This window comes from Novosphingobium naphthalenivorans NBRC 102051, from assembly GCF_001590985.1.
Taxonomy (GTDB): Bacteria; Pseudomonadota; Alphaproteobacteria; order Sphingomonadales; family Sphingomonadaceae; genus Novosphingobium; species Novosphingobium naphthalenivorans.
This window is the reverse complement of the sequence record NZ_BCTX01000001.1, coordinates 163,085-186,445: the sequence shown is the minus strand read 5'-3', so window position 1 is coordinate 186,445 and position 23,361 is coordinate 163,085. Positions and strand designations below refer to the sequence as shown.

The window sequence follows — 23,361 nt, the reverse complement described above, 5'->3', positions numbered from 1 at the left end:
CTAGCCCATCAGTCCTCGATATTCGGGCCCAGGGCCGGGTCCAGATCGCGCGGGCGGACCAGATGGACCAGCTTGCCGCAGTTCTCCTCGATGTCGGACCAGTGGTCGATATCGAGCTGGAGCACGGCATAGGCCGCGGTCGGGAACTTGTCTTCCACGATGTCGCGCAAGGGGCTGCTGCCGTCGTCGGGCACCAGATCGAAGATCAGATCCTCAAGGCCGGGATTGTGGCCGACCAGTATGATCGAGGCCGGATCGCCTTCCTGTTCGCGCAGCACGTCCATGAGTGCGGCCGAATTGGCGAGGTAGATGCGGCGGTCCCAGGTGATGGGCGGCGTTTCGCCCGCCGCTTCTCCGGCCAGTTCGATCGTCTGGGTCACGCGCACCGCCGGGGAGGCGAGAACGCGCTTCCAGCCCACGGCATGATCGCGGATATGCTCGCCCATGACCGCTGCGCCTTTCCGGCCACGCTTGTTCAGCGGACGGTCAAAGTCACGCAGGCGCGCGTCGTTCCAGTCCGATTTCGCGTGGCGGAAAATTCCCAGGGTCTTCATTCGGACGGGCAACTCTCGGGTGCGGCACTTCAACAGCGAGGTGTCATGAGCGGCCGGCGTTTTCACCTTCCGGCGTGGTTTCCCCTGAAGCATGGCTGGACACGCGATGTAAAGCCTCCTCCAGAGAAATCCGCCGGACAGGCGTGCCTGCGGGAAAGGCGCTGAGCAGGCGGGAGGGAAAGGCAGAGGAGAGAACGACGAAATAGCCGTGATCCTGGCGGCTGCGGATCAGGCGTCCGAAAGCCTGCGCCAGCCGGGCGCGGATGATCGAATCGTCGTAGGCGGACCCGCCGCCGGCCATGCGCCGGGCGCGGTGGAGGATCGAGGGGCGCGGCCAGGGCACTTGCTCCATCACCACCAGCCGCAGCGAGTGGCCGGGCACGTCGACGCCGTCGCGCAAGGCATCGGTGCCGAGCAGCGAGGCGGCGGGATCGTCTCGGAAAATATCGACCAGAGTGCCGGTGTCGATCGGGTCGACATGCTGGGCATAGAGCGGCAGGCCGGCGCGGGCGAGGCGGTCGGCGATGCGGCCGTGCACTGCGCGCAGACGGCGGATCGCGGTGAACAGCCCCAGCGCGCCGCCCTTCGATGCCTCGATCAGCCGGGCATAGGCTGCGGCAAGCGCCGGAATATCGCCCTTTGGCACATCGGTGACGATCAGCACTTCGGCCTGGGCGGCATAGTCGAACGGACTTTCCTGCGCGGTCAGCCGGGGAACGACGCCGATGTGTTCCGCGCCCGAGCGGGCCACGGCCTTGGCCCAGTCTTCGCCGTCGCGCAGGGTCGCCGAGGTCATGATGACACCGTGCGCGGGTTCGAGCACGACGCTGGCGAAAGGCTTCATGGGGTCGAGCCAATGGCGGTGGATGCCGATATCGAACTCGCGCGCTTCCGATCGCTCGACGGCGAGCCAGTCGACATATTCGGGATCGGCCGGGCCGCCGAGCCGCGCGAGCAGGGCTTCCCATGCCGCCAGCAGGTCTATGCGCCAACTGAGCGAATGACGCGCACCTTCGAGGCGCGCGCGCCCCTGGCCGTCGAGCCAGTCTGGCGGGTCTTCCAGCAGCGCTTCGAGCCGCAGGCCAAGACGCATCAGCGGTTGCCGCAGATCGGCAAGCGCCTCGCGCGCGGCTTGCGAAATCTCGACGAAGGCGCCGTCGAGATCGGCGGCTTCGGTTTCGAGGCCATAACCCGCTTCCTGCCCGCCGCTTTCGTCGCGGGCATAGACGGTGGCGCGCACGGCGGCGAGCAGTTCCTCCAGCGGCCCCCAGGGTGCGCCTTCGGCCAGCCGCTGCATCCAGCCGTCACCGGGCAGGGCTTCGGCGGCGGCGCGCGCGGCGGTGATCGCCTTGGAGCCGGCCTCGTCGTAGCTGACGATGTCGGCAAGCCGGGCGGACAGGCCTCTCCTGCGCCCGCGCGAGGCCTTTTCGGGGCCGATCACCCAGCGGCGCAGTTCGATCGTCTCCGCCCCGGTCAGCGCGGCGGCGAACGTGGAATCGGCGGCATCGAAGACGTGATGGCCCTCGTCGAAGACGATGCGGGTGGGGCGCGCGGCGGTATCGCGTCCGCGCGCGGCATTGACCATCACGAGGGCATGGTTGGCGATCACCAGATCGGCCCCGGCACTGGCCCGCGTGGCGCGCTCGATGAAGCATTTCCGGTAATGCGGGCAGCCGGCATAGACGCATTCGCCGCGCCGGTCCGTCAGCGAGGTGATCCCGCGCTGGCGGAACAGGGTGCCGAGCCAGCCGGGCAAGTCTCCGCCGATCATGTCGCCATCGCGCGAATAGGCGGCCCAGCGCGCCACCAGCTGCGCGAGGATCGCCGCGCGGCCCGCGAAGCCGCCCTGCAGCGCGTCTTCGAGATTGAGCAGGCACAAGTAGTTCTCACGCCCCTTGCGCACGACGACGGGCCGGCTGCCGTCCGTTCGGCGTTCGGGCCAGGCACGGCGGCTCTCCTGGCGCAACTGGCGTTGCAGCGCCTTGGTGTAAGTCGAGACCCAGACCGTGCCGCCGGACTGCTGGCTCCATAGCGAGGCGGGGGCGAGGTAGCCCAGCGTCTTGCCAATGCCGGTCCCCGCTTGCGCCAGCAGCAGGTGCGGGTGTCCCGACCGTTCGCGCGGCGCGAAGGCGTGGGCGGCCTGCGCGGCATAGGCCCGCTGGCCGGGGCGTTGCTCGGCGCCTGCCCCGGTGAGATCTTCGAGCCGGTGCAGCACGTCCGCCTCATGCAGTACGATCTGACGGGGCTGGGCGTGTTCCGGGCTCTCTTCCCATTCCGGCAGGCGGGTGAACAGCCAGCGCTCCGCCCGCTGCGGTTTGGCGATCCGGCCGGTGAGTAGCGTGGCCCAGGGCCAGCGCATCCGCACCAGCGATTGCAGCCCGGTCCATGCGCCTTCGCGTTCGGGCCAGTCCGGGGATTCGCAGGTATCCAGCAAGGCGGCGGCGGCTTGCTGCAGCAGGCGTGCGACATCGGCGTCGCCTTGCGGTTCGGGAAGGTTCAGCGCGTGGGCGAGGCCTTTCGGCGTCGGCACTACGAAACGCGCCGGATGCACGAAAGCATAGAGTTCCAGCAGGTCCAGACCCGAGAGATCGGGATAGCCCAGCCTGGTCGCGACCAGAGGGGCATTGAGGATCAGCAGCAGCGTGTCGGCCGCTGCCATTACCGCTTCGCCTTTGGAAATAGTGCGGGTCACGTCCCCTTCGCGCAGCCAGCAGCCGCCGTGGCTCGCGTGGAGGGCAGTGAGGGAGAGAGCAGCCATCCCGGTGTCTTAGGCAGGGGCGAACGGATTGGAAACGGCGCGCCGGTGCGGACCCACTGCAAAATACCGGTTGATACAAATTTGGGTCTTGTGAAAAATCATTCTAGATATATCTTAGAGCCATCATGAAACAACACAACGAAATGAGAGACACAATGTTCAATCGCAATCATGGGTTCCATCACAAGCACGGCCGCGGTGGCGGTTGCCGGGGCAACGAAGCCCAGGGCGGTGAGTTCCACGCCATGCGCGGCGGGCACGGAATGCGGGCCATGGCGCGCGGTCCGTTCGGCCCCGGACGCGGCGGTTTCGGCGACGACTTCGCCGGTGAGCGCTGGGGCATGGGAGCTGGCGGTCCGGGAGGCGGTGGCCGCGGCCACGGGCGCGGCGGACGCCGCAAGCGCCTGTTCGATCAGGCCGAATTGCAGACCCTTCTGCTTTCGCTGATCGCCGAAACGCCGCGCCACGGCTATGACCTGATCCGCGAGATCGAGACGCTTTCGGGCGGCGACTATGCGCCGAGCCCGGGCGTGGTCTATCCGGCGCTCACCTACATGGAGGAATCCGGCCTGATCGCGGTCATGGCCAGCGATAGCGCCCGCAAGTCGTATGAAGCGACCGAGGAAGGCCGCACGCAGGCGGAAGCCGACGCGGACAAGGCAGCCGCGCTCAAGGCCCGGCTGACGGCTCTTGCCGATCAGCGTGACAAGGTCGACCCGGCGCCGGTGCGCCGCGCCATGCAGGCTCTGAAGACTTCGGTGTTCGACCGCCTGTCGCGGGATGGGGCCGACCGTGACCTGATCCTGCAGATCGCTGACGCCATCGACGAGGCGACCCGCAAGATCGAAAGGATCGAGGGATGAGCACGATCACGGCCAGGGTAAAGACTGGAAACGGCGGCAAGTATGTGCGCCAGCTGTGCAAGCACTGGAGCCACAAGCTGGAAACCGAAGTGGACGGCGATCGCGGAAAGGTGACGTTTCCCACCGCCGTGGCCACCATGGATGCTGATGGCGAAGCGATCGCCATCAGCATCACGGGTGAGGACCGTGCCGATGTCGAACGGCTGACGGATGTCGTTGCACGCCATATCGACCGCTTCGCCTTCCGGGAGTCCCCGCTCGCCTACGACTGGCAATGGGTGAAGGAAAGCGAGGCTGCGGCCGGGAATGCCGGGGCGTGAGCAGCGGCTACTTCAAGCCGGGGCCGCATTCACGCCGTGCGCTCCTCCTGCAGCGCCTTCGCGCTCAGGAGGGGCAGCGGTTCCTTGAACGTGTTGGTGACGTAAGGGAACGGAATCTCGATTCCGGCCCCGTCGAGGGCACTTTTGACCGCAAAGACCACCTGGCTCTTGGTGAGACGCAGGTCCTGCACTGATGTATCGGACCACCACTGCACGAGGAAATCGACCGAGCTGGAATTGAATTCCTGCGCGAAGACGACTGTCCCCTTGTCGCTGTCGATGGCCTCTACAGTCGCCAGCGCCTGTTCGATCACCTGCTGCGCATGGGCGAGATCGGTGTCGTAGGAAACGCCCACGATCACCTCGTTGCGGCGCAAGTGCTGGTCAGTGAGGATCTCGACCGGGTTCTTGAACAGCATCGAGTTGGGCACCACTGTCAGCTCCCCGGAGAACTGGCGGATATGGGTCTCGCGCAAGGTGATTTTCTCGACCTTGCCGGCGATGCCCTGGCACGTGATGGCATCGCCGATGTTCATCTTGTCGCGCAGCATGATGAGCACGCCGGCGAGAAAGTTTTCGAAGATGTCCTGAAAGGCGAAGCCGACGGCGAGAGCGCCGACGCCGAGGCTGGCAAACGCGCCTGCCGGGGTGAAGCTGGGAACGGCCACGGTCAGGGCGATGAGAGTGCCGAATATCCATACGAGCAGGCGTACGAGAGTTTCGACAAGCTGCTTGAGATCGTCCCGCACTTGCGCGCGCGCGGTGATCCGGCGGGACGTGCGGGCCATGCCGCGGGCCAGCGCCCAGGTCAGGATGAGGATGGCCAGAGCAATGACAAGCGAGGGCAGGGCCTGCACGAATGTTTTGCCCATGCCTTCGATTTCATTGCTCAGGATTGCGACATAATTCACGGGTATTCAGTCCTTTCGGTGGCTTTCGCACATAACGTCTCTCGGTCCGGCGGGTTCCTTGTTGCGCTTCGCACTTGCGAAACGCGCGCAATTCGCCAATGAGCGCCGCCATGACCGATGATGCCCTGATCGAAGCCGCCCGCGTGTCCAAGGCCTGGCCCTTCCAGGAGGCCCAGAAGCTACTCAAGCGATACCCGCAAGGCAAACCGGGTGGTGAGCCCGTGCTGTTCGAGACCGGCTACGGTCCCTCGGGCCTGCCGCACATCGGCACCTTTCAGGAAGTCCTGCGCACCACGCTGGTCCGCCGCGCCTACGAAGCGATGACCGGCGGCGCGCCGACGCGGCTGGTCGCCTTCTCCGATGACATGGACGGGCTGCGCAAGGTTCCGGACAATATCCCCAATGCGGAGCTGCTGGCCGCCAATCTCGGCAAGCCGCTCACCCGCATTCCCGATCCCTTCGAAAAGTATGAGAGCTTCGCGCATCACAACAATGCGATGCTGCGCGAATTCCTCGATCGCTTCGGCTTCGAGTACGAATTCGTCTCGGCGAGCGACCGCTACAATTCCGGTGCCTTCGATGCCGCGCTGACGCGGGTGCTCGAATGCAATCAGGCGATTCTCGACGTCATGCTGCCGACGCTGCGCGAGGAACGGCGCAAGACTTATTCGCCGGTGCTGCCGGTCTCGCCCACCAGCGGCGTCGTCCTGCAGGTGCCAGTCGAAGTGCTCGATCCGGCGACCGGCATGATCCGCTTCACCGATCAGGATGGCTCGGTGGTCGAGCAGTCGGTGTTCGGCGGGCAGGCCAAGCTGCAGTGGAAGGTCGACTGGGCGATGCGCTGGTATGCGCTGGGTGTCGACTACGAGATGTGCGGCAAGGACCTGACCGACTCGGTCACGCAGTCGGGCAAGATCGTGAAGATCCTCGGCGGGCGTAAGCCGGAAGGACTGATCTACGAACTGTTCCTCGACGAGAACGGGGAGAAGATCTCGAAGTCCAAGGGCAATGGCCTGACGATCGATCAGTGGCTGACTTACGGCACCGAGGAATCGCTGGGCTTCTACCTGTTCCGTGAACCCAAGAGCGCCAAGCAGCTCCATGTCGGCGTGATCCCCAAGGCCGTCGACGAATACTGGCAGTTCCGCGGGAATCTTGCCGGTCAGGAGATCGAAAAGCAGCTCGGCAATCCGGTCTGGCACTTGCTGCGCGCCAATGGCGAAGGCGAGGGCGCGGGCGATACGCTGCCGGTGACGTTCTCGCTGCTGCTCAACCTCGTCGGCGTGCTTGGTGCCGAGGCGACGGCGGATCAGGTCTGGTCCTATCTTGGCAACTACGTGGCGGATGCCACGCCCGAGGCGCATCCGGAGCTGGGTGAACTGGTGCGCGCCGCACTGGCCACCAACCGCGATTTCATCGCTCCCACGCTGGCGCGCCGCGCGCCGACGGCCAATGAGGCCCAGGCGCTCAAGGCACTTGACGACGAACTCGCCAAGGCCGGGGCGGACGTGACGGCGGAAGAGCTGCAGAACGCGGTCTATGAGATCGGCAAGAACGAGGCCTATGGCTTCGAGAACCTGCGCGACTGGTTCAAGGCGCTGTATGAAACGCTGTTGGGTTCGTCGCAGGGGCCGCGCATGGGCAGCTTCATTGCCCTTTACGGCGTGCCCGAAACGCGCAAGTTGATTGCGCAGGCTCTGGAGGCCTGATTCCACCAGCGCGAGGCGTAATGCGCAAGACACCCCGGACGGCCGAACAGCTTTGTGAAGATCTGCTCGGCCGTAAATTCGCCGATGTCGATACGGAGGAGCAACGCGTGCTCCGCCGTATTGCCTCGGGCACGGTCATGGGCCCCGATGCGCAGGAAGAAGCGGCGCTGCACGCGAGCTTCGGGGACCGGCTTGCCGACCGGGTGGCGGCGATCGGCGGTTCCTGGGGCTTCATTGCCGGCTTCGGCGTGGTGCTGCTGGGCTGGATGATGATCAACAGCCGCATTCTCGAAAGCATCGGCCTGCATGCCTTCGATGCCTATCCCTACATCTTCCTCAACCTGATCCTGTCGATGCTGGCGGCGATCCAGGCGCCGGTGATCATGATGAGCCAGAACCGGCAGGCGGCTCGCGATCGCATAACGGCCCGCCACGATTACGAAGTGAACTTGCGTACGCAGCTCGAAATCCTGCGGTTGCACCGGCGTTTCGATCACTTGTTCGAATATCTCGAAGCACGGGCTAGCGCCGAGGCCGGCGAAGAAGTCTGAAGCGCGGCTAACGCCAGGTACGCGTACGGAACCACTTGGTGACGATGTACTTGACCCCGCGCACCACGGGACGCGCGGCGTGCATGGACCAGGGGTTGGGGGTCCCGTCCGCCTGCGCGTTGTTCCACAGCAGAAGGCATCCGGCCAAGGGCGGGACGCTGAGCCGGACGCGGGTGAAATCGGTCGTGCCGCCTTCATCGACCTCGTTGAGGTAGATCATCGCCGTCCAGCTGCGCTGCCCTCCACTGCGCTTTTCGCGGCGCCAGTATCCGGCGGTGGTGTCGAACCAGTCGCAGTGTTCTTCGAAGTACTGGCCGCACTGGTAACGCTGCCCTTGCGCGTATTCGCCGCAGGCGGGCGGCAGGCCGGTGAGGGCGGCAAGGCGCGCATCCAGCCCTCGCACGGTATCGTCGTAAACGTCGATGTCGCTGGAGTAACTGGTGCGATAGTTGGGCCAGGAGGTTTCGTCGATCAGGCTGGAAGGACAGGCCGCCGCATCGATCATGCCGATCAGGCGCGCGCATTCATCGGCCCCGAGAAAGCGTTCGACCGCGTAGAGTTCGACCCTTTCCTCGGGAAAGCGCCGTACCGACGGGTCGCAGGACAGGCGCCCGCGCACGGCAGCGCCGATCCTGGCAAGAGCCCTGCAATCAGGATGGGCAACGCCTGTCATCGCAAGAACAGATTACGTCAGTTCCGCCTGTAATCAATCGGGCTGTTTCCATCGCTTTGAAAAACCCTAATATCGGGCTTGTTTGCCGGCCCTCAGATGGATGGAAGACCATGGAAACACAGCAATACTCTCGCGTAGCGGTTGTCCTGCACTGGCTTATCGCCCTGCTGATCGCGCTCAATTTCATCGCCGCCTGGGTTGCCGAAGACATGCCCAAGGCTGAAAAAATGCAGATCATGGCCAATCACAAGGCTTTCGGCCTGACGATTCTGGCGCTGACCGTCATTCGCATCCTCTGGCGCCTCGTGCACAAGGCGCCGCCGCTTTCAGCCGCGCTGGCGTCCTGGGAAGTCGCGCTGGCCCGGGTGGTGCATGTGCTGTTCTATTTCCTGATGCTGTTCATCCCGCTGACCGGCTGGGGCATGGCGTCGGGCTCCGGGAACCCGGTAAGCTGGTTCGGGCTGTTCGACGTCCCGGCGCTGCCGGTTGCCGGCAACAAGGCGCTGGGCGGCATTTTCCACGAGAGCCACGAAGTGCTCGCCACGATCATGCTGGGGCTGTTCGCACTGCATGTTGCCGGCGCGCTCAAGCATCAGCTTTTGGACCGCGACGACACCATGGCCCGCATGGTGCCTTTTCTGCGCCGCCGCTGACGAACGCATGGCACGGTCATGAAAAGAGCCCCTCATGCTTGCGGGCATGAGGGGCTCTTTGTTCAGCCGGGCTGTACAGCCTTACCAGAAGAAGTCGTAGACCACGTCCACCACTTCGCCGGTGTAGATGTTCACCAGCAGGACGTCGTCGTAGTAGCGCACCCAGCGGTAGGGGCCATAGACTTCGGGCAGGCGATAGTACCAGGGATCGGTGATCCAGTAGGTGCTTCCGAAAAAGAGCGAACGGAGCACGAAACCTACCCCAACGCGGCGGTAGCGGTATCCGTAATAGGGGGAGTGGTAATTGCCGATTCGGTACACCGACCGGTTGCGGGCGCGGTAGCTGCGCCAATCGTACCGGTTGTTCCGCCGCCAGTCGCTGCGATCCCAGCGCCGGGTCTCCCGGTAGTCACGGCGATCGTCGCGCCTGTCGTAACGCTGGTCGCGTCTGTCGTTGCGCTGATCATACTGTTGATCGCGCCGATCGTTGCGTTGATCGTACCGTTGATCGCGCCGGTCATCGCGCTGATCGCGCTGATCGCGCCGGTCGTCACGGCGTTGGTCGCGCTGGGCCTGGTTCTGGGGCTGGTTCTGGGGCTGGTTCTGGCGCTGGTTCTGGCGCGAAAATGCCCCCTGACGCGCTTCCGTCATGGTCGGCGGCCGGTCGCGGTTCTGGCTCTGGTTCGTATTGCGCTGAGGGGCCTGGGCGGGCTGCGTGCGGGGCGGCGCATTCACTTGCGCCGGCTGGCTCCGGCGATCCTGCTGTCCGCTTCTGCGGTCCGGGCCCTGTGTGCGGTTTCCGGCGCGATTGTCGCGCTCGGAAGGACGCTGCTCGGCGGCGCTGGCGATGTCGGCGATTCCCAGTCCGGCAACGGACAAGGCCATGGCGCCCCACGCTGCCGCCGTGAAGAGCCGACTCATCTTTCTTGTCTTTCTGTCAGTCATATTATCTCTCCAGAAACAGACGTGCCGCACGACGTCAGCGTTACGTCCTTTGAGAAAAGGCTTCGTTATGTGTGCCTGTATATGCCCACAACGCTATGTCTGGAATGTGAACTGCTAAGTTGCCTGTTGTTAATGACTGCGATCAAAAAAGACGAACCGTGCCGCGCTCTCTTTTGAGGGTGAGGGTTAATGGTATCCGCAAAATTCAGGACGCGTGCGTTCGATTGCGCCGCTGCCGGTATTGAGGGAGGGAGCGGGCAGGGCGCGCCCGCAAGCCGGCGGCAACGTCCGGAGGTCGGACGTTGCCGCGAACACGGTACTGGCGTTTGTCTCTGCCGGGCCTAGCGGGTCAGCTTCTTGTACGCGAGCGCAGTCGGGCGGTCGGCAGCGTCGCCCAGGCGGCGGCGCTTGTCTTCCTCATAGGCCGCGAAGTTGCCTTCGAACCATTCGACGTGGCTGTTGCCCTCGAACGCCAGGATGTGCGTGGCCAGACGGTCGAGGAAGAAGCGGTCGTGCGAGATCACCACGGCGCAGCCCGCGAAGTTCTCGATCGCCTCTTCCAGCGCGCCCAGCGTTTCCACGTCGAGGTCGTTGGTCGGTTCGTCGAGCAGCAGCACGTTGCCGCCCTGCTTCAGCATCTTGGCGAGGTGCACGCGGTTGCGTTCACCGCCCGAGAGCTTGCCGACGTTCTTCTGCTGGTCCTGCCCCTTGAAGTTGAAGGCGCCGACATAGGCACGCGTCGACATGTCGTGGCCGTTGACCTTCATGTAATCGAGCCCGTCGGAGATTTCTTCCCAGACGTTGTGCTTGTCGTCGAGGTGATCGCGGTTCTGGTCAACATAGCCCAGGTGCACGGTCTGGCCGATCTCGATCGTGCCGGTATCCGGCTTTTCCTGACCGGTGATCATCTTGAACAGCGTGGACTTGCCCGCGCCGTTGGGGCCGATCACGCCGACGATGCCGCCCGGCGGCAGGATGAACGAGAGATCCTCGAACAGCAGCTTGTCGCCGAAAGCCTTGGAAATGCCCTTGGCCTCGATGACCTTGCCGCCCAGACGCTCGGGCACCTGAATGACGATCTGCGCCTTGCCGGGGGTGCGCTGGTCCTGCGCGTTCTGCAGTTCCTCGAACTTCTTGATACGCGCCTTGGACTTGGTCTGGCGTCCCTTGACGCCGGCGCGGATCCATTCGAGCTCGTCCTTGATCGCCTTCTGGCGGCCGGTCGCCTCGCGGTCTTCCTGCTCCAGGCGCTTGGCCTTCTTTTCGAGGTAGGTCGAGTAGTTGCCCTCGTAGGGGAAGTACTTTCCGCGGTCGAGTTCGAGGATCCAGCCGACCACATTGTCGAGGAAGTAGCGGTCGTGGGTGATCATCAACACCGCGCCGTGGTATTCCTTGAGGTGGTTTTCGAGCCAGTCGACGCTCTCGGCATCAAGGTGGTTGGTCGGTTCGTCCAGCAGCAGGATGTCGGGCTTCTGGATCAGGAGGCGGGTCAGCGCGATACGGCGCTTTTCACCGCCCGAGAGGCTGCCGACTTCCCAGTCGGACGGCGGGCAACGCAGCGCTTCCATCGCGACTTCGAGCTGGTTGTCGAGCGTCCAGCCATCGACGGCGTCGATCTTGTCCTGCAGCGTGCCCATTTCCTCCATGAGCGCGTCGAAATCGGTATCGTCCTGCGGGTCGCCCATTTCGGCCGAGATCGCGTTGAAGCGATCGACCATGTCGGCCACTTCGCGGGCGCCGTCCTTGACGTTTTCGAGCACGGTCTTGGTGGGATCGAGCTGCGGCTCCTGCGGCAGGTAGCCGACAGTGATGTTCTCGCCCGGCCAGGCTTCGCCGGTGAAATCGGTGTCGATGCCGGCCATGATCTTCATCAGGGTCGACTTACCGGCACCGTTCGGACCGACGATGCCGATCTTGGCGCCCTGGTAGAACTGCAGGCTGATATTCGAAAGCACCGGCTTCTGGGCACCGGGGAAAGTCTTGGTCATGCCCTTCATGACATAGGCGTATTGCGCGGCCATCGGGTTCCTCTGGATGAAATCTGGCGTATCGGGACGATTTGGGCGCCGCTCTACAGGGCAGGGCGGGGATTGCCAAGGGCGGTGGCGAAGCGGGGCTGGCGGGTTCAAGAAGCCGGCGTGAACACAACCGGTGCCGGGCGCGTATGAAAATCTGGCGTGGCGGCGTCCATGGCATGTCGCTCGCGTATCGGACGGGGTGCATGCCGGAGTGGCATTCCTTGATGCCGACACCGCAGCGCGCCGGTAGTCGGAGGTGCATTGTACAGATGTGATTTACCTCGAAATTGACGGAAATTTTTACAAATACGCATAATTCTAAGCAGGTGAATGGCGGAATTCAGGCTTTGGCACACGCTTTGCTTAATCGGGCGGTAACTACATCTTGAGGAAGGCATAGGGGCGACACATGAGGAACTTTGCGATCGGGCTCGCGGCATTGGCGAGCGTTGCTTTTGCAGCGCCGGCCATGGCCGATCAGATCACGTTGGGCTCGGGCGACATCGGATCCTCGTTCACTCTCGACTACAATGGCTTTTCGAGCGGGACGAACATCGACGGCCTGACTGGCGCCGCCACGTTCAAGCTGACGGGCATTTCAGGCAACGACTACACCTTCGACTACAGCGTCACCAACACCAGCTCTGCCCCGGTGACCGGATCGCGCATTTCCAGTTTTGCGTTCAACACGGACCCCACCATCACCAGCGCAAGCAGCACGGGCGCGTTCAGCTACACGACGCTTGACTCGACCTATCCCAACGGGATCGGCACTGTTGACGTCTGCTTCAAGGATGCGGCGACCGGGTCCTGCGCCGGTGGCGGCGGCGGCGGCCTTGACATGGGCCAGACGGGAACCGGCAGTTTCACGCTGAGCTTCTCGCAGCCGGTGTCGTCGCTTACGCTCAGCGATTTCTACGTCCGCTATCAGTCGATCACCGGCGTTCCTGGCATCACCTCTGCCAGCGGCTCGGGCACGATCACGACCTCGTCTTCGTCGAGCGGCGGCACGCCGGTGCCCGAACCGGGGATGCTGGGGCTGTTCGGACTGGGCATCATCGGCCTGGCCCTGGCCCGCAGGCGCCGGGCGCCGGCGCGGCAGGAACTGCACCCGGCAGCCGCCTGACCGGGACATTGCAAGTGCTTTGCGCAAGGGGCCCTCAGGGGCCCCTTGTTGTTTCAGCGCTGTTTCAGCCCTGTGTGCCTTTCAACGTTGTGCTGTTTGTGCGGCCTGCAGATGCTTCTGGATGGTCGCATTCTGTGGCGCCTTGGCCGCAGCCTGCTGCAACAGCTTGACGGCTCGCGCGCGGTCCTGGGCGGTTTCGAACAGCAGCCAGCCAGCCGTATCCATGACCGAAGCATTCCCGGGCGCATACTTCAGGGCTTCAAGGGCATATTTCAATGCGGCGGTCTTGTTGCCGAGCTGGCCTTCGGTGAAGGCCAGATTGTTGAGGACCAATGGGTTCTTGCCATCGGTGGAAGCCATGATCTGCTTGTAGAGGGCATTGGCATTGGCCCAGTTGCCAGCCCTGAGCGCCCGGTCGGCATCCGCGAGTGCTGCTGCAAATGATTGCGGTGTCGGGAAGCGGGCTGTTCTGGCGAGGTCGTCCGCACCGGGAAGGCCCGCTGCCTTGGCCGCCTGCGCATAGAGCCTGGCATCTTCGGCCAGCGCCGTGGGTTTCACCGCGAGGGGCTCCAGTGTCTTGACCGCACCGGCCGGATCGTTCTGTTGCAATTGCACGGCCGCCAGAAGCCGCCGGGCGGCGGCATTGCCCGGAGCATGGGTCAGCACCGGCTGAAGGCGCGCGCGGGCCTGTTCGGTCTGTCCCAGTTTGAAGAGCGCCTGGGCATAGAGGATCGTCACGTCATCGCCGCCGCGCACATCGTCTTCGTTGGCCTGCAATATGTCACGCGTCTTTTTCCAGTCGTTGCGCGCTGCCGCCACACGGGCCTTGAGATAGGTCAGTGACGGATCGTTGCCGGCGCTGGCACTGGCCGCATCGACCAGCTTGGCCATTTCGTCGATCCGCCCGAGGTCGCCCAGGACCGAAGCCTTGCCGGTAATCGCAGCCAGATTGCCCGGATAGGCCTTGATGGCCTTGTCGTAGGCGTCCAGCGCGCGGGCCAGATTGCCTTGCGCCGTTGCTGTTTGCCCGTCCACGAGCAGCGCGTCGATCGACCTGCTGTCGCCTTTCAGGGCTTCATCGACCAGTGAGCGGGCTTTCAGCACGTCGCCTTGCTGGAGAGCGAAGCGGGCATAGTCCGCCAGGAGGCGAGGAGTGGGATTGCCGCTGTCCACGCCTGCGGCAAAAGCGGTTGCGGCGGCGCTGGAATCGTCTTTCGCGAGAAAGGCCAGTGCGCGAATGCGCTGCGCAGAAGGGCTGTTGATCTGTTTTACCGCTTCCAGCGCCTCGTCCGGGCGCTCGCGCAGCAGTGCCGTCTCCCCTGCCAGCAGGGCATAGTCCTTGGGGCGGTGTGCCGGGGGGAGCTTCACCAGGGCGGCATTGGCGGCCTCGCCGTCACCCATGTCGATATAGGAACGGATGAGAAGTTCGCGCGCCTGCCAGTTATTGGCATCGGCTTCGAGCAGATCGACCAGATCGAGCTTCGCTTTGGCATAGAGATGCGCGTCGTATGACGCTTTTGCACGCGCCCACTGTTCTTGCGGATCGTTCCCGCAACTTGTCAGGAGAAAGGCAAGGGCGATCGGAACGGTGTATTTCATGCAAACCTCGATGCTGAGGCATCGGACATGCCCCAAGGAAATAAAGTTTCCATGAAGGTTCGGGCGCGATCGGGGTTCTGCCCGCTAAATTTCACGGCTTGATTGGCAAGTCCCGTTCCCCGCGTTAGGCATGGCATCCATGGTTCGCACATCCCCCCATGCGGCGCTCCTTGCCGCCATCGCCACGCTTCCCTTCACTGCCACTCTGGCCACCGCGACACCCCAGGAGGGCAGCGGCGTGGCCTGGGACATCGTCGAGGGGCTGACTACCGAGATCGGCCCGCGCATTGCCGGGTCCGATGCGGAAGCGCGGGCGCGGGTGTGGGCTGAAGCGAAGCTCAAGGCGCTCGGTTTCAGCAATGTGAAGATCGAACCGTTCACCACCGGCGCCTGGCAGCGCGGGCCGGAACATGCGCGGCTGACCGCGCCTTACCAGCAGCCGCTGGCGATTACCGCGCTCGGCTATTCGGTGCCGACCCCGGCAGAAGGGCTCAAGGCCGAGATGGTCTATTTCCCGACACTTGCCGCGCTGGAAGCCGCGCCAGCCGGGTCGCTCAAGGGCAAGGTCGCCTTTGTCGATCATGCCATGCGCCGCGCGCAGGACGGTTCGGGCTATGGGCCTTACGGCAATGTGCGCCGCAAGGGCCCCAGCATCGCTTCGCAGAAGGGCGCGGCCGGGATCGTCATCCGTTCGGCGGGGACGGACAGCAACCGCGATCCGCATACGGGTTCCACGATGTGGATGAAGGGCGCCACGCCGATCCCGGCCGGTGCGGTTTCCAATCCCGATGCCGACCTGATCGCCCGCATCGCCGCGCGCGTGGCAGCAGGCAAGGCCGGGCCGATGCAGATCGACCTGACGCTGCTGGGCAAGCCGTTCCCGAACGCGCCTTCGGGCAATGTCGTGGCGGAGCTGCCGGGGCGCGATCCCTCGCTGCCGATCGTGCTTGTCGCCTGTCATCTCGATTCCTGGGATCTCGGCACCGGGGCGATCGACGATGCTTCGGGCTGCGGGATCGTCACCGCCGCCGCGCTGGCCGCGCAGAAGCAGGGCAAGACGCTGCGCACGATCCGCGTGCTTTGGTCCGGCAATGAGGAAATGGGCATGGGCGACGGTGGCGGCGCGCACTATGCTGAAATGCACGGCAAGGAGCCTCATGCGCTCGCCATGGAAAGCGATTTTGGCGCTGACAACGTGTGGCAGGTGAAGAACAACTTCGCACCCGCCGACAAGGCACTGGCGGACAAGGTCAATGCTGCGCTCTGGCCGATGGGCATCGTGCCGCATCAGGGCAGCGTGGAAGGTGGCGCCGATGTCGGCGCGATCATTCGCCAGCAGCATCTGGCGGTGGTCGATCTGGGGCAGGACGGCACCCACTATTTCGATTTGCACCACACGCCGGACGATACGCTCGACAAGGTCGATCCGGCGACGCTGCAGCAGAATGTCGACGCCTGGACGGCCGTGCTCAAGGTGATCGCCAACGAACCGGGTGAGATTGCGAACGGCGTGGGCGGCGAAGAGCAATAGGCCCGCGTTGAAATAGCCCACCCCCAACCCCTCCCGTGAGCGGGACGGGCGCGAGCCTGGCCACGGCGGGGTGGGCCAGCACCGGGCTCGCGCCGCTTAACCCGCCGCTGCGATCCGCTCTGCCACGGCCACCAGCCGGTTCGCCTGCTCCAGGTGCAGCAGCTCGGTCATCTTGCCGTCCACCCGGATTGCGCCTTTACCCTGGTTTTCCGGCTGGCCGAAAGCCGCGATCACGGCGCGGGCCCAGGCGAGGTCCGCTTCGCTGGGGCTGAACACGGTGTTGCAGGGATCGACCTGGGCCGGGTGGATCAGGCTCTTGCCGTCGAAGCCGAACATCAGCCCTTGCCGTGCTTCCGTCTCGAATACCGCGAGATCGCGGAATTCGTTGCATACGCCGTCCAGAATCGCGAGCCCGTGCGCGCGTGCGGCGGCGACTGCGGTCGAGAGGAAGGGCAGGAACGGCGTACGGCACGGGGTAAGCTGCGCACGCATTTCCTTGGCGAGATCGTTGGTGCCCATGATCCACAGCGACAGGCGCGAGGAGGGGGCCATGGCGGCGATGGCCTTGAGGTTGAATACCGCCTCGCAAGTCTCGATCATCGCCCAGAGCTGCATGGCGGGCGGGGCCTTTTCCAGCGCTTCCTCGTAGCGGCCGATATCCTGCGGGCAGCCGACCTTGGGCACCAGCACAGCATCCGCCTTCGAACCGGCAATGGCGGCAAGGTCTGCCGCGCCCCATTCGGTGTCGATGCCGTTGGCGCGGATCGCCACTTCGCGGTGGCCGAAGCCGCCTTCCTCGACGGCAGCGACGGCTGCCGCGCGGGCCTCGGCCTTCATTTCGGGTGCGACGGCGTCTTCAAGGTCGAGAATGACCACATCGCAGGGCAGGGTGCGTGCCTTGGCTATCGCCTTGGCGTTCGAGGCGGGCAGGTAAAGCGCGCTGCGGCGCGGGCGGTCGGAAGCGGTGGGCATGACACATCCTTTCAGGCTTGGCGCTCCCTTGGCGCGGGGGGCGCCCGCCGGTCAAGAAGCGGCTAGGGAATTCACCCGGAGAAAGGAATGCGGCGCAGGTTCGAAGTCCATATTATGGTTAACTGGCGTTTATGGCTTCAAACTGGTGCAGGTTTGTTGCGGCTTGGACTAAAGTGTATTTGCAATCGTTTGTATTTTCGCCTATTCCATGCGTTACAGAGCGCGGCGGTATTCGGCGAAAGCGTAACCGTTGCTGTTCTTCTCCCTTTACGATCCCTCGGGTCGCACCTTGATCGCTCCGGCAGATTCCGGCTTCATCCGGAATCTACCGGAGCGATACTGATCGCAGGGGAATGCACTCAGCCGAGCGTTGCGAGAATTCGTTCGCTTTCGGTCCAGAGGCGTTTCGCGGCTTCGTCGTCACGGGCCTGGGGGGCAGGTTCCGCTTCGGCGAGGTTGTGGAAATAGCGGCCACCGCCGCATCCCAGCTCCGGGGCCGTGGCCATCCATATGATGGTCCGGGCGGGGGACTCGGGCGGGATGCAGGCGTTGGCAGCCATATAGCTCTGGATGGTCTCGTCGCCATGGCTGGCAAAATTGGAGCCGACACGCCCAGGGTGCATCGCCTGCGCGACAATGCCGCTGCCGGCAAGCTTGCGGTCGAGTTCGCGAGTGAACAGCAGGTTGGCCAGCTTGGCCTGGCAATGGGCCGGGGCCGGAGCGAATTGCTCGAACATCATCAGGTCATCCCAGTTCATCGCCGGGCAGTCGCGGTGGCCGCTTGCGGAGACGGCGATTACCCGTACGGTGCCTTCGGGGCTATCTTGAGCGGCGCGTTCCAGCAGCGGCACGAGTTCGCGGGTGAGGAGGAACGCGGCGAGGTGATTGGCAGCGAAAGTCGCCTCCAGACCCTCGGAGGTGCGGTAGAGTCCGTCCCGCACGCCGCCGGCATTGTTGACGAGCACGTGGATGCGGCCGGTCAATCCGGCGATTTCCTCCGCGACGCGTTTCACTTCGGTCATTTCGGTAAAGTCGCCGCGCAGGAAATCGATCCGGGCACCGGGGACCGCAACGGCGCGGATGTCCGCTTCGGCATGGTCGCAGCGTTCGGGTGTGCGGCCGGTGGCGATCACATGCCAGCCCATGCGGGCAAAGGCCTCGGCGCAGGCCTTGCCAATGCCGGAGCTGGCGCCGGTAATCACGACAACGCGCGCGGATGAAGGCAAGGAAGAAATGGGCAGGGTGGATGCGGGCAGGGGCGCTGTTTGCAGCATTGTCCTCTCCTCGATCGGTTTGGTGTTCCGTTTGTCCGATGCGTTCGTGCTGAGCCGTTTTCAGTGTGGCCTTGGGCTGCCTGTACCGTGAAACGCACCCCATGGTCGACATCTTCGGGGTGAGCCGCGCCCCTGCTCGGACCGGTGGAGTCTGCTCGGCCGGCGCGGCGCCCGGCCTGATCGCTTGGCCATCGGTCGTAAATATCGGGACCGGCTGGACAATCGGTTCCAGCCGGTACAGGTTGCGGCCATGCGCAAACTGTTGATTCCGATCGCCGCGCTCAGTGCGCTGGTTTCTTCCTCTGCCGCCGTCGCGGATCTGCCGGTGGGCAGCAAAGCGCCGATGTTCCGCACGTCGGTGGCGCTGGCGGGCAAGACCATGCGCTACAGCCTGCGGCTGAGCCTGCGCCGCGGCCCGGTGGTCGTCTATTTCTTCCCGAAGGCCTTTACTTCGGGCTGCACCGCGGAAGCCCATGCTTTCGCCGAAGCGACCGAGGATTTCGCAGCGCTGGGCGCGACGGTCGTCGGGCTGTCGGCGGACGATCTGCCCACCTTGCAGAAATTCTCCACCGAGGAATGCCGCAACAAGTTCGCGGTCGGGGTCGCCTCGCCGCAGATCATCAAGGGGTTCGATGTCGCCCTGTCGCGGCCGGGCTCGGCGAATGCCATGACCAAACGCACCAGCTATGTGATCGCGCAGGACGGCACGATTACCATGGTCCATTCGGCCATGGACTATCGCGACCACGTGAAGCTTACGCTGGCCGCGGTGCGAAAACTGGCCAAGAAGCACTGATCGCGCGCCGCACGCGAATTGCGCCACTTGAACTTTGGGGCTCTTGCCGGGTAAGGGCGTCGCTTTCCGCACGGAGCCGCGTATCGCGCGCGCCTTTATCGAAGGTGTCGCGCCGGACGGGGCCGCCGCTGCCGTTTCTCTGGAGTTCTTGTCATGCGTGCCGAGGGGCAGGCCCATATTGACCGCATCGAAAAGGCCCTGGCGCTGGTCCGCAAGTCGCTCGACTGGGATCGCGCGCTGCGCCGCTTCGACGAGCTGAACGCGCGCGTCGAGGACCCCACGCTCTGGGACAAGCCCAAGGAGGCCGAGGCGGTCATGCGCGAACGCCGCCGGCTGGAGGCGTCGATCGGGGCGGTCAACCAGATCAGCGCCGAGATGGCCGATGCTATCGAGTTCGTCGAACTGGGCGAGATGGAGGAGGACGAAGCCACCATCAACGAAGGCCTCGAAACGCTGGCCGCGCTTGCCGATAAGGCGGACCGCGACAAGGTTCAGGCCCTGCTTTCGGGCGAGGCCGATGCCAATGATACCTATCTGGAAGTCCATGCGGGCGCGGGCGGCACGGAAAGCCAGGACTGGGCCGAGATGCTCCAGCGCATGTATACCCGCTGGGCCGAGCGCAAGGGCTACAAGGTCGAGCTGGTCGAATACCACGCTGGCGAAGCCGCGGGCATCAAGAGCTGTACGCTGCTGATCAAGGGCGAGAACGCCTATGGCTGGGCCAAGACCGAGAGCGGCGTCCACCGCCTCGTGCGCATCAGCCCCTATGACAGCTCGGCGCGCCGCCACACCAGCTTCTCGTCGGTCTGGGTCTATCCGGTGATCGACGATACTTTCGAGATCGACATCAATCCGTCCGACCTCAAGATCGATACCTATCGCGCTTCGGGCGCGGGCGGCCAGCACGTCAACACCACGGACTCGGCCGTGCGCATCACGCACCAGCCGACCGGCATCGTGGTGGCCAGCCAGATCGACCGTTCGCAGCACAAGAACCGCGAAATCGCGATGGGAATGCTCAAGTCGCGCATGTTCGAGGAAGAAATGCGCCGGCGTGAGGAAGCGGCCAGCGCCGAGCACGCCAGCAAGAGCGATATCGGCTGGGGCCACCAGATCCGGTCCTACGTGCTGCAGCCCTACCAGCAGGTGAAGGACCTGCGCACGGGCGTGGTCTCGACCGCGCCGGACGATGTGCTCGACGGCGAGCTCGATCCGTTCATGGCGGCGGCGCTCTCGCAGCGGGTGACGGGTGAGAAGGTCGAGGTCGAGGACGTCGATTGACGCTTTGCTTCCTGCCCCGCAGTGCCGGGGAAAGCACAGGCCGGAATTTTGCCAATTTGCAGGCAAGGCGCTAAGGGGCCGCATGTTCCGGCACCGCTCCTTTGTTTTCGCTGCTCTGACGCTGGCGCTCTGCGCCTGCCAGCAGCGCACGGCGGATGACGGCCGGGCTCCGGGCGCGCGTGCCTTTCCGAAGGCGGAGCGTCCTTTCTCGCAAGCGACCGGCGCGGCTTTCGGCTCGGAAGCGGAGCGCGACCGCAGGGGCGAAGCGCAAACCGTAATGGACCTTGCCCGGGTCGGGCCGGGGATGTCTGTGGCCGATATCGGCGCGGGCGGCGGCTATTACACGGTCCATCTCGCCGAACGGGTCGGCCCGAAGGGCAGAGTGCTGGCCGAGGACATCGATCCGCAGATCACCGAAGCGCTGGGCACGCGCGTCATGCGCGAGGGACTGGAGAACGTCTCGATCAAGCTTGGCACTGGGGATGATCCCAGTCTGCCGCCGGACAGTTTCGACCGCATTTTCATGGTGCACATGTACCATGAGGTGGCGGAGCCTTATGCTTTCCTGTGGCGGTTGCGCCCGGCGCTGCGCTCCGGCGGCAAGGTGATCGTGGTCGAGGCCGACAAGGCCACCGGTGCTCATGGCATTCCGCCTGAGCTTCTCTTTTGCGAATTGGCCTCGGTGGGCTTTCGTTTGACGGAATTTGTTCGTAAGCCGGAACTCCAGGGCTATTATGCGCAATTCGAAGCCGTGGGGGCGCGGCCGGCGCCCGAAAAGATTACACCCTGCCGGGTGCCGGGGGGCACTCAGGCGGATTGATGAAAATGGGCGGCGGTTACGCGCAGCGCCAGGGGAAAGACGAAAGAGGATATGAGTTTCAAGGGTCTCAAGCCGATTGTCTATGGCGGGCGCGAAGTCTGGCCGCTGGTCGAAGGCGGCAAGGGTGTGGCGGCTACCAACCACATGAGCTCGGGCGCCTGGGCGGCCGCGGGCGGCATCGGCACGGTCAGCGCGGTCAATGCCGACAGCTACGATGCCGAAGGCAAGATCATTCCCCAGATCTACAAGGCGCTGACCCGCAAGGAGCGCCATGAGGAACTGATCAAGTACGCCATCGACGGCGCGGTCGAACAGGTGCGCCGCGCCTATGACATCGCCAGCGGTAAAGGCGCGATCAACATCAACGTGCTGTGGGAAATGGGCGGCGCGCAGCAGGTGCTGGAAGGCGTGCTCGAAAAGACCAAAGGCATGGTCACGGGAGTCACCTGCGGCGCGGGTATGCCCTACAAGCTGTCCGAGATCGCGGCGCGCTTCAATGTGAACTACCTGCCGATCGTCAGCTCGGGCCGCGCTTTCCGCGCGCTGTGGAAGCGTGCTTATCACAAGGTTTCGGACCTGATGGCAGCGGTGGTCTATGAAGACCCCTGGCTGGCGGGCGGCCACAATGGCCTGTCCAACGCCGAAGACCCGCTGAAGCCAGAAGATCCCTATCCGCGCGTCAAGGCGCTGCGCGACGTGATGCGCGCCGAAGGCATCTCGGACGACGTGCCGATCGTGATGGCTGGCGGCGTCTGGTACTTGCGTGACTGGAACGACTGGATCGGCAATCCGGAACTCGGCACGATCGCTTTCCAGTTCGGCACGCGCCCGCTGCTGACGCACGAAAGCCCGATCCCGCAGGCGTGGAAGGACCATTTGCGCACGCTGGAGCCGGGCGACGTGCTGCTGCACCGTTTCTCGCCGACTGGGTTCTATTCCTCGGCCGTGCGCAATCCGTTCCTGCGCAATCTCGAAGCGCGTTCCGAGCGCCAGATTCCCTATTCCAAGGTCGAGGCGGGCGAGCACACCGTGCGGCTCGACGTCGGCGTGAAGGGCAAGAACTTCTGGGTTGCGCCCAAGGATCTGGAACGCGCCCGGGGCTGGGCCGCGGAGGGCTTCACCGATGGCCTGCGCACGCCGGATGACACGATCATTTTCGTCTCGCCCGCGGAACGCGACGAGATCCGCCAGGATCAGGCCGACTGCATGGGCTGCCTGTCGCACTGCGGGTTCTCGTCGTGGAAGGACCATGACGACTACACCACCGGACGCCTTGCCGATCCGCGCAGCTTCTGCATCCAGAAGACCCTGCAGGACATCGCCCACGGCGGCCCGATCGACAAGAACCTGATGTTCGCGGGGCACGCCGCCTACAATTTCAAGCAGGACCCGTTCTACTCCAACGGCTTCACGCCGACGGTCAAGGAACTGGTGGACCGCATCCTGACGGGCGACTGATCGCCTTCATACGGACGTGATTTCAAGCGGCCGGTTCGGGACTTCCCGGACCGGCCGTTTCGCGTTCCGGCCTCGGATCGTCATGCGGATCGGGCCCGAAACGGTTGCTGCCTTTCTTGCCCGGTACGATGAGCAAGGCAATGTACAGCCATGCGAAGGGCAGGAACAGCAGCCAGTCAACATAGGAAAGCGGCGCCTCGATCAGGGCGCGGGTTTCCCATCCGCCAATACGCAGAGCCAGATCGAGGCCCATGTTTCGGGCCGCGACGAGCCACAGCAGGACAGTCCATTTCCCGCTTTGGCCGAAATCGTGTAGCCGCCGGGTGGAGAGTGCGAAAAGTGGTATGGTAGCAAGCCAGGTAGCGGCAAAACGCAGCCAGGCGATGGGCTCACCTTCCAAGAAGAAGCCTGTCACCCCCAGCACTACCGCGCACAGGAGCTGCGAGACGACGACATAGACGATCAGCTCGGTGCGCCGGGCACGCCCCGCTGCCGTGAAAGTGCGCCTGATGGCTTGGCCGAAGAGCGGGAGATCGCTTGTCATGGTGC

21 protein-coding genes are annotated in these 23,361 nt (G+C 64.4%); 11 read left to right on the top strand and 10 right to left on the bottom strand.

Going from position 1 to position 23,361, the window contains the following annotated elements; translation table 11 throughout:
* Nucleotides 1-8: 8 nt before the first annotated feature.
* Both NN5_RS00880 and NN5_RS00875 read right to left on the bottom strand, forming a co-directional pair.
* A complete protein-coding gene (locus NN5_RS00880; RefSeq protein WP_067732108.1) occupies nt 9-554 on the bottom strand; it encodes a SixA phosphatase family protein in 546 nt (181 codons plus the stop codon).
* A 43-nt stretch (nt 555-597) separates the two neighbouring features.
* A complete protein-coding gene (locus NN5_RS00875; RefSeq protein WP_067732106.1) occupies nt 598-3,312 on the bottom strand; it encodes an ATP-dependent DNA helicase in 2,715 nt (904 codons plus the stop codon).
* 155 nt (nt 3,313-3,467) lie between these two features.
* Between NN5_RS00875 and NN5_RS00870 the strand changes: the two genes are divergently transcribed.
* On the top strand, nt 3,468-4,175 hold the full coding sequence (locus NN5_RS00870; protein WP_084384653.1) for a PadR family transcriptional regulator: 708 nt from the start codon (nt 3,468-3,470) through the stop codon (nt 4,173-4,175).
* The gene (locus NN5_RS00865; RefSeq protein WP_067732104.1) at nt 4,172-4,495 is read left to right on the top strand and encodes a DUF2218 domain-containing protein; all 324 of its coding nucleotides are present in this window, start codon (nt 4,172-4,174) and stop codon (nt 4,493-4,495) included. The genes NN5_RS00870 and NN5_RS00865 overlap by 4 nt, the downstream gene beginning before the upstream one ends.
* Before the next feature lie 29 nt (nt 4,496-4,524).
* Here NN5_RS00865 and NN5_RS00860 read toward each other — a convergent pair whose 3' ends face one another.
* Nucleotides 4,525-5,406 (bottom strand): mechanosensitive ion channel family protein, encoded by an 882-nt coding sequence (locus tag NN5_RS00860; protein WP_067732103.1) that lies wholly within the window; start codon nt 5,404-5,406, stop codon nt 4,525-4,527.
* Nucleotides 5,407-5,516: 110 nt separating this feature from the next.
* On the opposite strand from NN5_RS00860, the gene NN5_RS00855 reads away from it, so the two are divergent.
* Together NN5_RS00855 and NN5_RS00850 are read left to right on the top strand one after the other, a co-directional pair.
* On the top strand, nt 5,517-7,115 hold the full coding sequence (locus tag NN5_RS00855; protein ID WP_067732139.1) for a lysine--tRNA ligase: 1,599 nt from the start codon (nt 5,517-5,519) through the stop codon (nt 7,113-7,115).
* A 20-nt stretch (nt 7,116-7,135) separates the two neighbouring features.
* Complete coding sequence (locus tag NN5_RS00850; protein ID WP_067732102.1) at nt 7,136-7,666, top strand: DUF1003 domain-containing protein; 531 nt, start codon at nt 7,136-7,138, stop codon at nt 7,664-7,666.
* Nucleotides 7,667-7,673: 7 nt separating this feature from the next.
* Here the strand turns inward: NN5_RS00850 and NN5_RS00845 are convergent, their stop codons facing one another.
* On the bottom strand, nt 7,674-8,339 hold the full coding sequence (locus tag NN5_RS00845; protein WP_067732101.1) for a prolyl hydroxylase family protein: 666 nt from the start codon (nt 8,337-8,339) through the stop codon (nt 7,674-7,676).
* 110 nt (nt 8,340-8,449) lie between these two features.
* Here NN5_RS00845 and NN5_RS00840 point away from each other — a divergent pair, with 110 nt between their 5' ends.
* The gene (locus tag NN5_RS00840; RefSeq protein WP_067732100.1) at nt 8,450-8,992 is read left to right on the top strand and encodes a cytochrome b; all 543 of its coding nucleotides are present in this window, start codon (nt 8,450-8,452) and stop codon (nt 8,990-8,992) included.
* 81 nt (nt 8,993-9,073) lie between these two features.
* Here the strand turns inward: NN5_RS00840 and NN5_RS24900 are convergent, their stop codons facing one another.
* Entirely contained in the window at nt 9,074-9,913 is an 840-nt protein-coding gene (locus NN5_RS24900; RefSeq protein ID WP_245656113.1) for an RcnB family protein, read from the bottom strand.
* A 365-nt stretch (nt 9,914-10,278) separates the two neighbouring features.
* Nucleotides 10,279-11,958 (bottom strand): energy-dependent translational throttle protein EttA, encoded by a 1,680-nt coding sequence (gene ettA / locus NN5_RS00830; protein WP_067732098.1) that lies wholly within the window; start codon nt 11,956-11,958, stop codon nt 10,279-10,281.
* A gap of 406 nt (nt 11,959-12,364) precedes the next feature.
* On the opposite strand from ettA, the gene NN5_RS00825 reads away from it, so the two are divergent.
* Entirely contained in the window at nt 12,365-13,081 is a 717-nt protein-coding gene (locus NN5_RS00825) for a cistern family PEP-CTERM protein (RefSeq protein ID WP_067732097.1), read from the top strand.
* Nucleotides 13,082-13,162: 81 nt separating this feature from the next.
* On the opposite strand, the gene NN5_RS00820 is transcribed toward NN5_RS00825, so the two are convergent.
* Nucleotides 13,163-14,680, bottom strand: a complete 1,518-nt coding sequence (locus tag NN5_RS00820) for a tetratricopeptide repeat protein (RefSeq protein WP_157080951.1) — start codon at nt 14,678-14,680, stop codon at nt 13,163-13,165.
* A 139-nt stretch (nt 14,681-14,819) separates the two neighbouring features.
* On the opposite strand from NN5_RS00820, the gene NN5_RS00815 reads away from it, so the two are divergent.
* Nucleotides 14,820-16,211, top strand: a complete 1,392-nt coding sequence (locus NN5_RS00815; RefSeq protein WP_067732094.1) for a M28 family peptidase — start codon at nt 14,820-14,822, stop codon at nt 16,209-16,211.
* Nucleotides 16,212-16,307: 96 nt separating this feature from the next.
* Here the strand turns inward: NN5_RS00815 and NN5_RS00810 are convergent, their stop codons facing one another.
* Together NN5_RS00810 and NN5_RS00805 are read right to left on the bottom strand one after the other, a co-directional pair.
* On the bottom strand, nt 16,308-17,183 hold the full coding sequence (locus NN5_RS00810) for an HpcH/HpaI aldolase/citrate lyase family protein (protein ID WP_067732093.1): 876 nt from the start codon (nt 17,181-17,183) through the stop codon (nt 16,308-16,310).
* Nucleotides 17,184-17,542: 359 nt separating this feature from the next.
* On the bottom strand, nt 17,543-18,457 hold the full coding sequence (locus NN5_RS00805; protein WP_084384652.1) for an SDR family NAD(P)-dependent oxidoreductase: 915 nt from the start codon (nt 18,455-18,457) through the stop codon (nt 17,543-17,545).
* Nucleotides 18,458-18,707: 250 nt separating this feature from the next.
* Here NN5_RS00805 and NN5_RS00800 point away from each other — a divergent pair, with 250 nt between their 5' ends.
* From NN5_RS00800 to NN5_RS00785, 4 genes are all read left to right on the top strand, one after another.
* Complete coding sequence (locus tag NN5_RS00800; RefSeq protein ID WP_067732092.1) at nt 18,708-19,253, top strand: peroxiredoxin; 546 nt, start codon at nt 18,708-18,710, stop codon at nt 19,251-19,253.
* 153 nt (nt 19,254-19,406) lie between these two features.
* Nucleotides 19,407-20,534, top strand: a complete 1,128-nt coding sequence (prfB, locus tag NN5_RS00795) for a peptide chain release factor 2 (protein WP_067732091.1) — start codon at nt 19,407-19,409, stop codon at nt 20,532-20,534.
* A gap of 82 nt (nt 20,535-20,616) precedes the next feature.
* On the top strand, nt 20,617-21,354 hold the full coding sequence (locus NN5_RS00790; RefSeq protein ID WP_067732089.1) for a class I SAM-dependent methyltransferase: 738 nt from the start codon (nt 20,617-20,619) through the stop codon (nt 21,352-21,354).
* Nucleotides 21,355-21,405: 51 nt separating this feature from the next.
* Nucleotides 21,406-22,812, top strand: coding sequence for an NAD(P)H-dependent flavin oxidoreductase (locus tag NN5_RS00785; protein ID WP_067732087.1), 1,407 nt, complete (start codon nt 21,406-21,408; stop codon nt 22,810-22,812).
* A 22-nt stretch (nt 22,813-22,834) separates the two neighbouring features.
* On the opposite strand, the gene NN5_RS00780 is transcribed toward NN5_RS00785, so the two are convergent.
* On the bottom strand, nt 22,835-23,356 hold the full coding sequence (locus NN5_RS00780; RefSeq protein WP_067732085.1) for a DUF805 domain-containing protein: 522 nt from the start codon (nt 23,354-23,356) through the stop codon (nt 22,835-22,837).
* Between the last annotated feature and the right edge of the window lie 5 nt (nt 23,357-23,361).

Coding starts and splice junctions, on each gene's coding strand:
- NN5_RS00785 (WP_067732087.1), top strand. CDS start 21,406: ATGAGTTTCAAGGGTCTCAAGCCGATTGTCTATGGCGGGCGCGAAGTC.
- NN5_RS00825 (WP_067732097.1), top strand. CDS start 12,365: ATGAGGAACTTTGCGATCGGGCTCGCGGCATTGGCGAGCGTTGCTTTT.
- NN5_RS00780 (WP_067732085.1), bottom strand. CDS start 23,356: ATGACAAGCGATCTCCCGCTCTTCGGCCAAGCCATCAGGCGCACTTTC.
- NN5_RS00855 (WP_067732139.1), top strand. CDS start 5,517: ATGACCGATGATGCCCTGATCGAAGCCGCCCGCGTGTCCAAGGCCTGG.
- ettA (WP_067732098.1), bottom strand. CDS start 11,958: ATGGCCGCGCAATACGCCTATGTCATGAAGGGCATGACCAAGACTTTC.
- prfB (WP_067732091.1), top strand. CDS start 19,407: ATGCGTGCCGAGGGGCAGGCCCATATTGACCGCATCGAAAAGGCCCTG.
- NN5_RS00805 (WP_084384652.1), bottom strand. CDS start 18,457: ATGCTGCAAACAGCGCCCCTGCCCGCATCCACCCTGCCCATTTCTTCC.
- NN5_RS00790 (WP_067732089.1), top strand. CDS start 20,617: ATGTTCCGGCACCGCTCCTTTGTTTTCGCTGCTCTGACGCTGGCGCTC.
- NN5_RS00810 (WP_067732093.1), bottom strand. CDS start 17,183: ATGCCCACCGCTTCCGACCGCCCGCGCCGCAGCGCGCTTTACCTGCCC.
- NN5_RS00800 (WP_067732092.1), top strand. CDS start 18,708: ATGCGCAAACTGTTGATTCCGATCGCCGCGCTCAGTGCGCTGGTTTCT.
- NN5_RS00880 (WP_067732108.1), bottom strand. CDS start 554: ATGAAGACCCTGGGAATTTTCCGCCACGCGAAATCGGACTGGAACGAC.
- NN5_RS00820 (WP_157080951.1), bottom strand. CDS start 14,680: ATGAAATACACCGTTCCGATCGCCCTTGCCTTTCTCCTGACAAGTTGC.
- NN5_RS00840 (WP_067732100.1), top strand. CDS start 8,450: ATGGAAACACAGCAATACTCTCGCGTAGCGGTTGTCCTGCACTGGCTT.
- NN5_RS00815 (WP_067732094.1), top strand. CDS start 14,820: ATGGTTCGCACATCCCCCCATGCGGCGCTCCTTGCCGCCATCGCCACG.
- NN5_RS00870 (WP_084384653.1), top strand. CDS start 3,468: ATGTTCAATCGCAATCATGGGTTCCATCACAAGCACGGCCGCGGTGGC.
- NN5_RS00850 (WP_067732102.1), top strand. CDS start 7,136: ATGCGCAAGACACCCCGGACGGCCGAACAGCTTTGTGAAGATCTGCTC.
- NN5_RS00865 (WP_067732104.1), top strand. CDS start 4,172: ATGAGCACGATCACGGCCAGGGTAAAGACTGGAAACGGCGGCAAGTAT.
- NN5_RS00875 (WP_067732106.1), bottom strand. CDS start 3,312: ATGGCTGCTCTCTCCCTCACTGCCCTCCACGCGAGCCACGGCGGCTGC.
- NN5_RS24900 (WP_245656113.1), bottom strand. CDS start 9,913: ATGAGTCGGCTCTTCACGGCGGCAGCGTGGGGCGCCATGGCCTTGTCC.
- NN5_RS00845 (WP_067732101.1), bottom strand. CDS start 8,339: ATGACAGGCGTTGCCCATCCTGATTGCAGGGCTCTTGCCAGGATCGGC.